This is a genomic window from Actinoplanes awajinensis subsp. mycoplanecinus, from assembly GCF_001509495.1.
GTDB classification, from domain to species: domain Bacteria; phylum Actinomycetota; class Actinomycetes; order Mycobacteriales; family Micromonosporaceae; genus Actinoplanes; species Actinoplanes palleronii.
The window spans coordinates 158,262-170,907 of sequence record NZ_LLZH01000167.1; the positions used below are offsets into that span (position 1 = coordinate 158,262).

Sequence of the window (12,646 nt, forward strand, 5' to 3'; positions counted from 1 at the left end):
AGCGACAGGGCGGCTGCTGCGCGGGGAACCGTCACGGCCAGAGCGCTCCCGCGTCCAGCCGGCGGTCCAGCAGCTGGTCGAGCGGCACCGTCTCGCCGTCGCCGCCACCGGCGCCGACGATCAGCCGGGGCAGGCTCGGCGACAGGTCGGCCCCGGCGAACCGGGAGCGCAGCGAGGCCGGGACGGTGAGCACGTAATACGCCGCGTCCTCGCCGACGGCGACCGACCGGTTCGACTTCAGGTACCACCCGCGGACCCGGGTCCGGTAGGTCCACCGGCCGTCGTAGCTGGTCGCGTTGAGCGGGTGCGGCGCCAGCCCGCGCTCGGCGGCGCGGCGCACGAAGTCCTCGAGGAGCGTCGCGGCGTGCCGGGCCTCGGCGCTGCGCCCGGCGTCCAGCGCGGCGGCGCGGCCGGCCACGGCTTGCCGGTGCTGCGCCAGCCAGGCGGCATGCTCGTCCTGCATGGCGCCGACCCTAACGTGGCTTCCGGGCCGGAGGCCAACCGGGCTTTCTCAGGATTCGGTGCGAATACCCTCAGCACATTCTGATAAGGGACCTGTCGACCGGAACTAAGAATTGCCGGATCGTGCCGGGGAGTTGCGCCGGAAGCGGTTCGGGGGCCAGACTGTGCGCGGGCGATTAAATTCTTTCGGGAGTCGTTATGGCGCGGCAGGTAATCACCACCCTGATCGACGATCTGGACGGCAAGAAGGCAGATCGCACCGTCGAGTTCAGTCTCGACGGAGTCAGCTACACGATCGACCTTTCCGAGTCGAATGCCGGAAAGCTGCGCAAGGCTCTGGATCCGTACATCAACGCGGGCACGCGGCTGGGTCGCAACGCCGCGGGGCGCATCCCGGCCCGCGGTGCCGCACCGGTGCGTTCGGCCGGCTCCCGGGACGAGAACCGGCTGGTCCGCGAGTGGGCCATCAGCAACGGTCACAAAATCTCCGAGCGGGGCCGCATTCCGCAGGAGGTCAGCAGCGCCTATCGGGCGGCACACGGCCGCTGACCCCCGCCACGCCGGAATGGCATCCCGTCCGAATTGGACGGTTTTAAATAGTCGCGCGCAGGCGCGGCAGCTCCGCGGCCACCGCCTCCAGTGTCTTCTCTTCGCCCGCATACCAACTGGACTGGCGTGGCCAATGCGTGATCACATCGGTGAATCCGAGCGCTGCGGCCCGGCCGGTGGCGTCCTGGAACGCGTCGACACTGCTCAACGAGAACACCGGTGACGAGTCCAGATTGAGGTAACGTTCCACCGATTCCGGGGGCCGCCCGGCCGCAGCCAGGGTGTTTTCGAAACGGTCCCGGATCTCGGCGACCGCCTGCCACCATTCGTCGGCGGTGTCGGCCTGCGGTCCGGTGGTGACCCAGCCGTCGCCGTGCTTGACGGCCAGTCGCAGCGCGCGCGGGCCGTTGGCGGCGATCACGAACGGCGGCCGGGGCTGCTGGACCGGCCCCGGTGTGCTGCGCGCGTCGACCGCCGAGAAGTACGACCCGGACCACGTGGTGGACTCCGAGCGCAGGATGGTGTCGAACAGGTCCAGGAACTCGGTGAACCGGTCGACCCGTTCGCGTGGGCTCAGCTCCGGGTTGCCGAGCACCGCCGAGTCGAAGCCGATCCCACCGGCGCCCAGGCCGAGCAGCAGCCGGCCGCCGGAGATGTCGTCGAGCGCGGTCGCCTCGCGGGCGAAGTGCACCGGATGCCGGAAGTTGGGCGAGGCGACGTAGGTGCCGAGCCGGATCCGCTCGGTGACCATGGCGGCCGCGGTCAGGGTGGGCACGGCGTCGAACCAGGGTCCGGAGACCAGGTCACGCCAGCCGAGGTGGTCGTAGGTCCAGGCGTGGTCGAAGCCGTACTCCTCGGCCAGGCGCCAACGCCGGCTCGACTCGGACCAGCGCTGGTCGGGAAGGATCACGATGCCGAAACGCATCGTCACAGACTAGGCGGTCCGCAGGTCGTCGTCGGCCGGGGCTTCGGCGCCGAGGTCGCCGGAGGCCGCCTCGAACGCGCGCAACGCCCGGAGCAGGTCCTGACGGGCCGAGGCCGGCATCCGCTCGAGCACCCCGGCGAGTGCCTCCCGGCGGCGTTCGCGCAGGTCGGAGAGGAGCCGGCGGGACGCGGCGGTGAGCAGCAGGCGCACCTCGCGACGGTCCCGCGGGTCGGCGACCCGGCGCAGCAGGCCGGTGGCCTCGAGACGGTCGCAGAGCCGGCTGGCCGAGGAGGGCACCACGTCGAGGGCCTCGGCGAGCCGGCTCATGTTGGTGTGCCGGTTCTCCGCGACGATCGTCAGCACCCGCAGCTGAGCGGGTGGGATCACCGGAGTGTGCGTCAGTCGTGCCCGTTCCAGCACAGCGACCAGCGCTTCCACCGACGACTCGATCGCCGCGGCGACATCGGTGGCGTGCTCCATGGAGTTCCCCGTCGCGAAGTCACGTTGTCAAAGACCTACTCCGTACCCCGCTCGGGGCCGGCGCAAACCTGTCAGCGCCGCCAATCCAAGCAGACCGTGACCGCGTCGTCCTCCGGCTCGGCGCCGGCGTGGAACTCGCGCAGCCCTCGCATAACCGTACCGACCGCTTCGGTGGCCGGTTGCAACCTAGTCCCGCGCAACGCTGTGAGCAGGGCGGACTCCCCGAACGGGGTGCTACCGCCAGGTGCCGCGGCGTGCACGCCGTCACTCACCACCAGCATCCGGTCGCCGGGTTCGAGCCGGAACCGCTCGATCTCGTAGCGCGCCTCGCCGAACATGCCGAGCGGCAGCTGCTGCTCCAGCCGGACCTGGGTGATCTCGTTGCCCCGGCCGATCAGGCAGTGCGGGGAGCCGGCGTCGACGGCATCCACCCAGCCGCCGACCAGGTCGATCTCGAGCAGCAGGGCGGACGCGTGCCGGCCGCCGGCGTACCGGGTGTGCAGCGCGTCGGAGGCCAGCTCGGCCTGCTCGACGATGTCCGCGCCGCAGCGCCGGGCGTTGCGCATCGCGTTCACCGCGACGGTGGTGAGCATCGCGGCGTCCATGCCCTCCCCGCCGCCGTTGAGCACGGTCAGCGTCAGCCGGTCGCCGCTGAGCGCCCAGTCGTAGTGGTCGCCGTGCACGTCGTACGCCGGTTCCAGCTGGCCGGCGAGGTGGAAGCGCTCGTCGGCGAGGGACCGGCCGGGCAGCAGGTCCCACTGCAGCTCGGCGGCCATGGTGAGCCGCTGCAGGCGCTGGGCCTGGCGGTATCGGTCGGTCATCCGGTCGGCGGCGCGCAGGGCCACCGCCAGTTCGTCCGCGTGGTGCCGCAGTTGCTCGGCCTGGTCCGGGCCGGGCCGGCCGGGCAGCACCACCCGGAGCACCCCGAGCCGCTCGCCCCAGCAGGACAGCGGCAGGTGCAGCCGGGTCCGGCCGGTGACGCCGACCTCGGTGCCGGAGCGCTGGCTGTGCAGGCAGCGCAGCGCACCCGGGTCGGTCTCCGGGCCGGTCGGGCCGAGCAGCGGCACGAGTCTTCGCAGCGTCAGATCGGCGACCAGCACCTCCACCTGCTCGGCCGCGAGGTGGCGGCGCAGATGATCCGCGGCCACCTCCGGCAGGCGGTCGGGCGCCGTGGCGCGCAGCAGAGCGCCTAGGGGCGCCGGTCTGTCGGACAACCTGTACTCCTCTCCTGGGCGTGTCTCGAGAAGGTCTCTCCTGAGTCGATATTTGTTATACGGCAAATAAAAGGCGTGCGGGCAGACCGCCACGGCGGCAACGCCGTGCGGTGCGTCAGGCGAAGGACTTCTCGAAGTGGATCAATGAACCGGTGCGCGGGCTGGACTGCATCCGCACGTTCTCGGCCAGGGCCCGGATCAGGAACAGGCCCCGCCCGCGCTCGCTGGTCGCGGTGGGCGCCGGCTTGTCGGTCAGGTCGAAGCCGCTGCCGTTGTCGACCACGTCGATCGCGCAGTGCGCCTCGCCGACGTCCAGCCGGACCTGGTAGCCCTCCGCGCCGTCCGCGTGATGGACCACGTTCGCGCACGCCTCGGTCAGGGCGATCTCCAGATCGGCGCCCGCCTGCCGGTCCACCCGGAGCGTCGTCAGCGCGCACCGCAGCAGGCGGCGCACGGCGGGGACACTGTCCACCTCGCGGGGAAGGTTGAGCCGAACGGACATGCGCATGGCGATTAACGTTCCCGATCGATCAGCCGGCTAACCGTGAGGGAGATGACGTCCCCGATTCGTGTTATCCATGATCCCCTGCACCCGTCTCCCTTCCCGGCGCCCCCACGCCGGACGAAAGGCAGGAAGATGGCGAACCAACCCGACACCGCGACCGTGCTGGCCGCGCGAGCCGGCGACCCGGCCGCGGTCGACCGGCTCGTGGCCGGTTACCTCCCGCTCGTCTACACCATCGTGGGCCGGGCCCTGGAGGGTCACGCGGACGTCGACGACGTGGTGCAGGAGACCATGATCCGGGTCCTGCGGAACCTCGGTGAGCTGCGCGAGCCGGAGGCGTTCCGCTCCTGGCTGGTGGCGATCACGGTGCGCCAGGTGCGGGACCGGTTCCGCAGCCGGCAGGTCGCACCGGACGCCCTGCTCGATCCGGACCTGCGCGACCCGGGCGCCGACTTCACCGACCTGGCGATCACCCGGCTGGAACTCTCCGGCCAGCGCCGGGAGACCGCCGAGGCGACCCGCTGGCTGGACGAGGAGAACCGGGAGCTGCTCTCGCTCTGGTGGCTGGAGGCCTCCGGCGAGCTGACCCGGGACGAGATCGTGGACGGCACCGGTCTCGGCCGGCAGCACGCCGCGGTCCGCATCCAGCGGATGAAGGGTCAACTCGAGACGGCCCGGGCGGTGGTCCGGGCGCTGCACCACACCCCGGTCTGCCCGGATCTGGTTGTGCTGCTCGAGCCGTGGGACCGCCGGCCGAACGCGCTCTGGCGCAAACGGATCGCCCGGCACACCCGGGAGTGCCGGCACTGCGCGCCGGCCTGGCACGACCTGGTCGCGGCGGAACGCCTGCTGGCGGGTCTGGCCCTGATCGTGCCGCCGTCGGCGCTGACCGCCGGGCTGACCACGGCCGGGGGAGCGAAGGCCGTCGTGGGTGGCGGCAAGGTCGTCCTCGGCAAGCTGGCCGCCAAGGCCGGTGTCAGCGTGGCGCAGAAGGTGCTGGTCACCGCGCTGGCGGCGAGCGTGGTCGGTGGCGCGGGCGCGGCCGTCTACGTCCTGCAGGGGCAGAACGACCCGGCCTCGCCGGCGATCCCGCAGGCCCTCGTGGTGCCGTCCCCGGCCGCCGTCAGCACGGCGCCGTCGATCGCCCCGTCGTCCGCGTCGCCGGCTCCCACCCGTACAAAATCGAAAAAACCGACCCCGAAGCCTGCCGTGCCGGCCGCAGCGGTCTCGGCCAAGAAGGGCGTCGGCGTCTGGAAGTTCACCGGCGCGAAAGCGGCGCTGTCGGACGTGGGCGCCGGCTGGTATTACGACTGGGCGGCGCAGAACGACGAGATCCCCGGCCCGGCCGACGTCGAGTTCGTCCCGATGATCTGGGGCAAGGCGAACGTCACCAGCGCGACCCTGAAGCAGGCGAAGGCCGAGGGTGACGTGCTGCTCGGCTTCAACGAGCCGGACATGCCCGGGCAGGCGGACATGAGTGTCGAGGACGCCCTGGCCGCCTGGCCGCAGCTGGAGGCGACCGGGATGCGCATGATCAGCCCGGCTGTCGCGTTCGGCGGGGACACCGCGGGCGGGTGGCTCGACCGGTTCATGAAGGGTGCGAAGGACAAGGGGCTGCGGGTCGACGCGATCGCGCTGCACTGGTACGGCTCGGACTTCAGCGCCGCCTCGGTCAACCAGTTCCTCGGCTACGTCGACGCGGTGCACGAGCGGTACGGCAAGCCGATCTGGATCACCGAGTACGGCCTGATGAACTTCTCCGGTTCGCCGAAGTACCCGACCGACCCGCAGAAGGTCACGTTCATCAAGGGCACCACGGCGGGCCTGGAGAAACGGTCGTTCGTCGAGCGGTACGCGTGGTTCGGGCTGCCGGCGGTGGGCGACAGCGTGAACTTCGGCCTTTATCGGGATGGGACAACCCCGACCGAGGCGGGCAAGGCGTACCGGGCCGCGGGTTAGGCTGAGTTTCATGATTCGGTTCGGGTACAAGGCGTCGGCGGAGCAGTTCGCGCCGGCTGAACTGCTCAGGTACGGCATCCTCGCGGAGGAGCTCGGCTTCGACTCGGTGTTCGTCAGCGACCACCTGCAACCGTGGCGCCACGACGGCGGGCACGCCCCGGCCGCGCTGCCCTGGCTCGGAGCGCTCGCCGCGCGGACCGAGCGGATCCTGGTCGGCACGAGCGTGCTGACGCCGACGTTCCGCTACCACCCGGCCGTGGTCGCGCAGGCCTTCGCGACCCTGGGCTGCCTCGCGCCGGGCCGGGCGATCCTCGGCGTCGGCTCCGGCGAGTCGCTCAACGAGGTGCCGCTGGGCATCGCGTGGCCGGACGGCAAGGAGCGATTCGCCCGGCTCAAGGAGGCCGTGCTGCTGATCCAGAAGCTGTGGGCCGAGGACCGGGTGACGCACGAGGGGCAGTTCTTCTCCACCGAGAACGCCACCATCTACGACAAGCCGGAGACGCCGGTCCCGATCTACATCGGGGCGTCCGGCCCGGCCGCGACCCGGATGGCCGGCCGGATCGCCGACGGCTTCATCACCACCAGCGGCAAGGGCCACGGCCTCTACACCGACACGCTGCTGCCGGCCGTCACCGAGGGCGCCGAGAAGGCCGGTCGCAAGATCGACGACCTGGACCTGATGATCGAGGTCAAGGTCTCCTTCGACGACGACCTGGACCGGGCGCGCAACGACACGCACTACTGGGGCGCGCTCGCCCTGTCGCCGGAGGAGAAGACCGGCGTCGAGGACCCGGTCGAGATGCAGCGGCTGGCCGACGCGCTCCCGGTCGAGCGGACCGCGACCCGGTGGATCGTCTCGTCCGACCCGGAGGAGCACGCCGCCAAGGTCGTCGAGTATCTCGACATGGGCTTCAAGCACCTGGTGTTCCACGCGCCGGGGCCGGACCAGGAGCGCTTCCTGCGCCTCTACTCCACCGAGATCCTGCCCCGCCTCCGCGACCGGAGCTGATCAGGTTTCTGCTCGTGATCGCCGTCCGGCCTCAGGCCGGGCGGCGATCGTCGTCTACCGGTCCGGGTCCACCGGCGGCACGGCCCGCAACTGCCCGGTACGACCACCGCCCCCGCCCCCCTCGCCGTTGATCACGCGCAGGTTCGGCCGCCCCTGGAGCCGTCGCCGCCCGGCGCCCACCTCACGCCCGTTCGCCGTCCCCTGGTTGTCCCGCCACCGGCGGCGCACCGTCGTCGCCTCACTCAACGTCCGCTGCACGGGAGGCGTGCTCCGCTGGACGGGAGGCGTGCCGGAGCCGAACCCACCGAACTGCCCGAAACCGAGCCGCTCCTGATCAGCCGCCGCCGTCCGCGGATCGGCCGACGGCCAGCGCGCCGCGAGCCCGGCCGCATCCGTCCCGGTCCGGTCGAGCGCCTGCCCGGTCATCACCACGATGCTGTCCGCCTGCCCGGGTTTCTCCACCCGGCCGCGCTCGCGCCGCTCGGCGACCAGCGCGGCCACCGCCGGCACCAGCCCGGCCCGCGCCGCCCGGGCGGTACGCGGGTACGCCACCGCCGGCACCTCCGTCACGAACAGCCCGTTCGCCCCGGCCCGTACGGTCAGCAGCGCCTCGATCTCGGCGCCGTCCCCGCGTACCGGGTCGACGCCGGCCACCCGGGGCAGCCCGATCGTCCCGGCCACGTCCCGCCAGAACGCCCGGAACCCGAACCCGGGGTCGGTGCGCCGGCAGCCGAATAGCACGGTCATGAACCAGAGCAGCACCCGCGCGTTCACCTGGGACGCCCGCCCGCCGGACAGGTCGCGTCCGCCGAGCCGGAACCGGGAGCCCTGTGCCACGTCCGCGCCGTCCTGCAGCGCGCGCAGGTACCGCGGGATCTCGGCCGGGTCGCACGAGCCGTCCCCGGCCAGGGTGATCACGATGTCGCCGGTGCTGGCGGCGACCCCGCAGGCCAGCGCGTTGCCGACGCCGGTACGGGTCTGCCGGATCACCCGGGCGGCGCGCGGCGCGGTGGCGGTGGTGTCGTCGTCCCGCCCGACCACCACGATCACTTCGGCGACCGGTGGCAGGGCGGCGAGCAGGACCGGCAGGGCTGCCGTCCCGGCCGGGATCACGATGCTCACGGACGGTGACGAAGGGCGGTGGGGTACAACGGGCATGGGTGACTGGCTCCCCCGGTCTGGTGCAGTGCTCCCGACGAAGCTACCGGTCCGCAACCTGCTCGCAACCCCTCTGAACGGTGGATCGTGATCATCTGCGCGGCTCGCTCGGCGCTCCGACGGGCGTCGTCACTGTCCGTACGAAGAGTAGGGTTTGTCCGGTGATGCGACTGGGACTGCACATCTCGAACTTCACCTGGCCGGACGGCACGTCCCATCTCGGGACGACGCTCGCCGAGATCGCGTCGGCCGCCGACGAGGCGGGTTTCGAGCGGATCAGTGTGATGGACCACCTCTGGCAGATCGGGATGATCGGGCCGCCCGAGCACGAGATGCTCGAGGCCTATACGACTCTGGGTTTCCTGGCCGCGCACACCCGCCGGGCCAAGCTGCTGACCCTGGTCACCGGCGTGGTCTACCGTGAGCCGGGCCTGCTCGCCAAGGCGGTGACCACGCTCGACGTGCTCTCCGGCGGCCGGGCCATCCTCGGCATCGGCGCGGCCTGGAACGCCGACGAGTCGGCCGGGCTGGGCCTGCCGTTCCCGCCGACCGCGGAGCGTTTCGAGCGTCTCGAGGAGGCGCTGAAGATCTGCCGGCAGATGTTCGACGGCGACGAGTCCGCGTTCGACGGGCAGCACTACCGGCTCGGCCGGCCGCTGAACTCGCCGCTGCCGCTGTCCCGCCCGCGCCCGCCGATCCTGGTCGGCGGCGGTGGCGAGAAGAAGACGTTGCTGCTGGTCGCGAAGTACGCGGACGCCTGCAACCTGTTCCCCGGCCCGGAGCTGCAGCACAAGCTGGACGTGCTGAAGCGGCACTGCGACGCGGTCGGCCGGGACTACGACGAGATCGAGAAGACGGTGCTGCACCGCTTCGCGATCGGCGAGCGTGGCGAGAAGGTCGGCGAGGTCATCGACGACATGCGCCGGTTCGCCGCGATGGGCATCACTGTCACCCACGGCGGCGTCCGCGACGCCTGGGACACCAAACGATTCGACATCTTCCGGGACGAGATCATCCCGGCGGCGGAGGCACTGTGAGCATCGAGGCGATCGTCTTCGACCTGGACGGCGTGATCATCGACACCGAGGAGGTCTGGGAGGAGGTCCGCCGGGCCTACGTGGCCGGGCACGGCCGCGAGTTCCTCCCGGACAGCCAGGACCGGATGATGGGGATGAGCACCGTCGAGTGGTCCACCCACCTGGCCGAGGAGGTCGGCGTCCCGCTGCCGCCCGCTCAGGTCGCCACGGACGTGCTCGGCAAGATGGCGGAGCGCTACAGGGAATCCCTGCCGCTGATCCCCGGCTCGGTCGAGACGGTCCGCGCGCTCGGTGCCCGCTATCGGCTCGCGCTGGCCAGCTCGTCCGCCCGCCTGCTGATCGACCAGGTCCTCGACACCGCCGGGCTGACCGACGCGTTCGAGCTCACCCTGTCGACCGAGGAGGTCGCCCGGGGCAAGCCCGCGCCGGACGTCTACCTCAAGGCCGTCGCCGAGCTGGGCCTCACGCCCGAGGTCTGCGCCGCCGTCGAGGACTCCAGCAACGGCCTGCGCTCGGCCGGGTCCGCCGGGCTCGCGGTGATCGCCGTCCCGCACGGCGTCTACCCGCCGGCTCCGGACGCGCTCGCCCAGGCATCGCTGGTCGTCAAGGCCGTCACCGAGGTCACCGTGGATGCGGTGGCCGCTCTCCGCTGAACCCCATGCGGTACGAATACGGAGCGCCCGCCCGCAGGCTACAAGCCGAGTCCCGTGGCTGCCTCGCGCGACACCGCTCTCAGCCCGGGCCGCGGGGCGCCGCCCGGTGGTCGGCTGGTTCGCAGGGGTGTCTCGAGAGCACGGAGACACCCCTGCGGACCAGCCGGGATCGGGTCACGTCAGCGGGCCTGCACCGCGGCGGCGTGACCGAACACCTCATAGGCCACGAACAGCATGACGACCAGGACGAACGTCATCGCCAGCTCACCGGAGAGCCGGAGGCCGGCCCGGAACCGGGAACCCGGGACGCTCAGGTGCTCCGGCGCGACCACCCGCTCGTCGGGCTGTGCCGGCGGGCGCAGGTGCGGCCGGTTCGCCGGGGCGTTGCCGCTGGGCTGTTGCACCGGCCACCGGATGCCGGTCGGTATGTCGAACGCGCGGGTCACGGTTGTCCGGCCCGGGTACCGATACGCAGCGTTGCTGTTCAGCGGCCATCGGTCATCGGAGTCGGGGCGTGCGCGCGGATTCACGCCGTTAAAGATGCCCCCGGTCGTTCCGATGTGTAACGCGACCCCCGCCTTTCGTTCCCCGGCTGGCTTCCAGGGGTGTGTCGACGGCACGGAGACACCCCTGGGAGCCAGCCGACGACCTGGCGGCGCGCTGCGGCCGGAGTGGGGGCGGTGTCGCGCGGGACCGGCCCGGGGCGTGGCTCGTAGCCTGCGGCGGGGCGCTCCCTGCTCGTACCCTAAAAGGGGTAATCCGGAAGGCGCAGGTTCGTGCTGCGGTCGGCGGTGATCTTGAAGGTCAGGTTCAGGAACCATTGCTGGTTGTTGAACCAGTTGCGGGCGCGGATGCCGCGGGCGGTCCTCGGGGCGAGGAAGCGGCCGGTGGTGTCGCCGCCCTTCTGGGTGCCGCGGGCGAAGCGGGCGATCCGGTCGACGTAGCGGGGGAACGCGATCCGGTGGTCGCCGCCGGCCGCGGCGAGTTCGCCGGCCAGGACGTAGGCGCTGACGATCGCGGTGCCGTTGCCCTGGCCGCCGATGGTGGCGCCGCAGGCGGCGTCGCCGACCAGCGCGATCCGGCCACGGGTCCACTCCGGGGCGTCGACCCGGCAGATCTGGTCGAAGTAGACGTCGTCCACGTGATCGAGCTCGGCCAGCAGGCGCGGGGCCAGCCAGCCCATGCCGGCGAACCGGTCGCGCAGGATCGCCTTGACCGCGCCGGGATCGCCCCTGTCGTAGCGCAGGGCGGGTGAGGCGAACGCGGCGAAGACGCCGGCCCGGGACGGGTCGCGGTGGTCGCCGCCGACGCTGATCATCCGGCCGGGGGAGTTGTGCAACACGCTGTCCCGGGTCAGCTCCCACTCGTTCGGCACCGGCCAGGTGGCCACGTAGTAACCGAGGTGCTTGACGAACTGCTCCTCCGGGCCGAAGGCCAGCCGCCGCACGCCGGAGTGCACCCCGTCGGCGCCGACCACCAGGTCGAACCGGCGTCGCAGGCCGGAGGCGAAGGTGACGTCGACGCCGTCGGCGGTCTCGTCCAGCGCGGTGATCCGGTCGCCGAACAGATAGGTGGTGTGACCGTTGCCGGCCTCGCTGAGGATCCGGGACAGGTCGCCGCGGAGCACCTCCAGGTCGCCGCCGGCCAGCCCGGCCGGCCACTCCATCAGCTTCGCGCCGTGCTCGTCGACGAACCGCATCGCGGTGCCACGGGTCTGCACCGCCCGCAGCGCGTCGAGCACACCCATCTTGGTGAGCACACCCATGTGCAGCGGGCCGCGGAAGTCGACCGCCTGCCCGCCGGTGCGCAGCCCCGGAGCGGTCTCCACGATCGTCGGCCGGTGCCCGGAACGGCCCAGCCAGTAGGCGAGCGCCGGGCCGGCGATACCGGCGCCCGAGATCAGGACATCCATGTCGGTCTCCTCCGTCAAAACTGTTTCCATTGGACTCAGTTACTTCTGTGTACGGTAGACGCAGTTGGCGGGGAGGGCAAGATGGATTTCCTGTGGCAGGAGCGGGCCGGCGGCAAGCGCGGGCCGAAGCCGGCGTTCACCCTGCCTGCGATCGCGGATGTGGCGATCGCGGTGGCGGACGCCGAGGGGCTGTCCGCGGTCTCGATGCAGCGGGTGGCCGCCGACCTGGGCTGCACCAAAATGGCTCTTTATCGCTATTTAGACGGCAAATCGAGCCTGGTGGCGGTGATGTTGGAGCGCGGCATGGGTGAGCCCCCCGACCTGCCACCGGGGGATTGGCGCGCCGCGCTGGCCGTGTGGGCGGAATCGCTCATGTCGGTATTCGCCGCTCATCCCTGGTCGCTGGAGGCGTCCAGCGGCAGTCGGCCGGTCGGCCCGCACGAATTGGGCTGGATGGAGGCCGCGCTGGCCCGGCTGCCCGACGGGCTGACCGGCGCCGAGCGGATGGACGCGGTCGCGGTGGTCGCCGGGCACGTCCGCTCCATCGTGGTGCAACCCGGCGAGAGCGGGATGCTCGCCGCGCTCACCGAGCACGCCGCGCGCTTCCCGGCGATCTCCGCGGCGCTCGCCGACATCGCCGTGCGCGGCGGTCACGACCAGGCATTCCGATTCGGACTCGAGCGGATCCTGGACGGTCTTGAACGCCTCGTGACACAACGGAAACAGGCGAGTGTGAAAGATTCTCGATCGGGGTAGTCCCGGGCCGAAACCTGGGAGGTGAGC

14 protein-coding genes are annotated in these 12,646 nt (G+C 71.6%); 6 read left to right on the top strand and 8 right to left on the bottom strand.

Annotated features, from left to right (window positions below):
- Positions 1-31 precede the first annotated feature (31 nt).
- The gene (locus ADL15_RS19540; RefSeq protein WP_067692888.1) at positions 32-463 is read right to left on the bottom strand and encodes a hypothetical protein; all 432 of its coding nucleotides are present in this window, start codon (positions 461-463) and stop codon (positions 32-34) included.
- A gap of 197 nt (positions 464-660) precedes the next feature.
- Between ADL15_RS19540 and ADL15_RS19545 the strand changes: the two genes are divergently transcribed.
- Positions 661-1,011 (top strand): histone-like nucleoid-structuring protein Lsr2, encoded by a 351-nt coding sequence (locus tag ADL15_RS19545; RefSeq protein ID WP_067692891.1) that lies wholly within the window; start codon positions 661-663, stop codon positions 1,009-1,011.
- Between the two features lie 43 nt (positions 1,012-1,054).
- Here ADL15_RS19545 and ADL15_RS19550 read toward each other — a convergent pair whose 3' ends face one another.
- The 4 genes from ADL15_RS19550 to ADL15_RS19565 form a co-directional block, all read right to left on the bottom strand.
- The gene (locus ADL15_RS19550; protein ID WP_083971455.1) at positions 1,055-1,936 is read right to left on the bottom strand and encodes an LLM class flavin-dependent oxidoreductase; all 882 of its coding nucleotides are present in this window, start codon (positions 1,934-1,936) and stop codon (positions 1,055-1,057) included.
- A 9-nt stretch (positions 1,937-1,945) separates the two neighbouring features.
- Complete coding sequence (locus ADL15_RS19555) at positions 1,946-2,416, bottom strand: MarR family winged helix-turn-helix transcriptional regulator (RefSeq protein ID WP_067692897.1); 471 nt, start codon at positions 2,414-2,416, stop codon at positions 1,946-1,948.
- Between the two features lie 71 nt (positions 2,417-2,487).
- Positions 2,488-3,630 (bottom strand): PP2C family protein-serine/threonine phosphatase, encoded by a 1,143-nt coding sequence (locus ADL15_RS19560; RefSeq protein ID WP_067692900.1) that lies wholly within the window; start codon positions 3,628-3,630, stop codon positions 2,488-2,490.
- Between the two features lie 115 nt (positions 3,631-3,745).
- Positions 3,746-4,138 (bottom strand): ATP-binding protein, encoded by a 393-nt coding sequence (locus tag ADL15_RS19565; RefSeq protein ID WP_083971457.1) that lies wholly within the window; start codon positions 4,136-4,138, stop codon positions 3,746-3,748.
- A gap of 129 nt (positions 4,139-4,267) precedes the next feature.
- Between ADL15_RS19565 and ADL15_RS19570 the strand changes: the two genes are divergently transcribed.
- Both ADL15_RS19570 and fgd read left to right on the top strand, forming a co-directional pair.
- Positions 4,268-6,094, top strand: a complete 1,827-nt coding sequence (locus tag ADL15_RS19570; protein ID WP_067692904.1) for a sigma-70 family RNA polymerase sigma factor — start codon at positions 4,268-4,270, stop codon at positions 6,092-6,094.
- 10 nt (positions 6,095-6,104) lie between these two features.
- A complete protein-coding gene (gene fgd / locus ADL15_RS19575; protein WP_067692907.1) occupies positions 6,105-7,103 on the top strand; it encodes a glucose-6-phosphate dehydrogenase (coenzyme-F420) in 999 nt (332 codons plus the stop codon).
- 54 nt (positions 7,104-7,157) lie between these two features.
- Here the strand turns inward: fgd and ADL15_RS19580 are convergent, their stop codons facing one another.
- Positions 7,158-8,225, bottom strand: a complete 1,068-nt coding sequence (locus ADL15_RS19580) for a glycosyltransferase family 2 protein (protein WP_067692910.1) — start codon at positions 8,223-8,225, stop codon at positions 7,158-7,160.
- A 200-nt stretch (positions 8,226-8,425) separates the two neighbouring features.
- On the opposite strand from ADL15_RS19580, the gene ADL15_RS19585 reads away from it, so the two are divergent.
- Both ADL15_RS19585 and ADL15_RS19590 read left to right on the top strand, forming a co-directional pair.
- A complete protein-coding gene (locus tag ADL15_RS19585) occupies positions 8,426-9,298 on the top strand; it encodes an LLM class F420-dependent oxidoreductase (RefSeq protein ID WP_067692913.1) in 873 nt (290 codons plus the stop codon).
- Positions 9,295-9,951: an HAD family hydrolase gene (locus ADL15_RS19590; protein ID WP_067692916.1), complete on the top strand. Its 657-nt coding sequence runs from the start codon at positions 9,295-9,297 to the stop codon at positions 9,949-9,951. The genes ADL15_RS19585 and ADL15_RS19590 overlap by 4 nt, the downstream gene beginning before the upstream one ends.
- 179 nt (positions 9,952-10,130) lie before the next feature.
- On the opposite strand, the gene ADL15_RS19595 is transcribed toward ADL15_RS19590, so the two are convergent.
- Together ADL15_RS19595 and ADL15_RS19600 are read right to left on the bottom strand one after the other, a co-directional pair.
- The gene (locus tag ADL15_RS19595; RefSeq protein WP_067692919.1) at positions 10,131-10,481 is read right to left on the bottom strand and encodes a hypothetical protein; all 351 of its coding nucleotides are present in this window, start codon (positions 10,479-10,481) and stop codon (positions 10,131-10,133) included.
- Between the two features lie 215 nt (positions 10,482-10,696).
- Positions 10,697-11,863 (bottom strand): FAD-dependent monooxygenase, encoded by a 1,167-nt coding sequence (locus ADL15_RS19600; protein WP_067693061.1) that lies wholly within the window; start codon positions 11,861-11,863, stop codon positions 10,697-10,699.
- A gap of 81 nt (positions 11,864-11,944) precedes the next feature.
- On the opposite strand from ADL15_RS19600, the gene ADL15_RS19605 reads away from it, so the two are divergent.
- On the top strand, positions 11,945-12,619 hold the full coding sequence (locus tag ADL15_RS19605) for a TetR/AcrR family transcriptional regulator C-terminal domain-containing protein (RefSeq protein ID WP_067692922.1): 675 nt from the start codon (positions 11,945-11,947) through the stop codon (positions 12,617-12,619).
- Positions 12,620-12,646: the final 27 nt, after the last annotated feature.

Coding starts and splice junctions, on each gene's coding strand:
- ADL15_RS19600 (WP_067693061.1), bottom strand. CDS start 11,863: ATGGATGTCCTGATCTCGGGCGCCGGTATCGCCGGCCCGGCGCTCGCC.
- ADL15_RS19585 (WP_067692913.1), top strand. CDS start 8,426: ATGCGACTGGGACTGCACATCTCGAACTTCACCTGGCCGGACGGCACG.
- ADL15_RS19555 (WP_067692897.1), bottom strand. CDS start 2,416: ATGGAGCACGCCACCGATGTCGCCGCGGCGATCGAGTCGTCGGTGGAA.
- ADL15_RS19550 (WP_083971455.1), bottom strand. CDS start 1,936: ATGCGTTTCGGCATCGTGATCCTTCCCGACCAGCGCTGGTCCGAGTCG.
- ADL15_RS19570 (WP_067692904.1), top strand. CDS start 4,268: ATGGCGAACCAACCCGACACCGCGACCGTGCTGGCCGCGCGAGCCGGC.
- ADL15_RS19545 (WP_067692891.1), top strand. CDS start 661: ATGGCGCGGCAGGTAATCACCACCCTGATCGACGATCTGGACGGCAAG.
- ADL15_RS19565 (WP_083971457.1), bottom strand. CDS start 4,138: ATGCGCATGTCCGTTCGGCTCAACCTTCCCCGCGAGGTGGACAGTGTC.
- ADL15_RS19605 (WP_067692922.1), top strand. CDS start 11,945: ATGGATTTCCTGTGGCAGGAGCGGGCCGGCGGCAAGCGCGGGCCGAAG.
- fgd (WP_067692907.1), top strand. CDS start 6,105: ATGATTCGGTTCGGGTACAAGGCGTCGGCGGAGCAGTTCGCGCCGGCT.
- ADL15_RS19540 (WP_067692888.1), bottom strand. CDS start 463: ATGCAGGACGAGCATGCCGCCTGGCTGGCGCAGCACCGGCAAGCCGTG.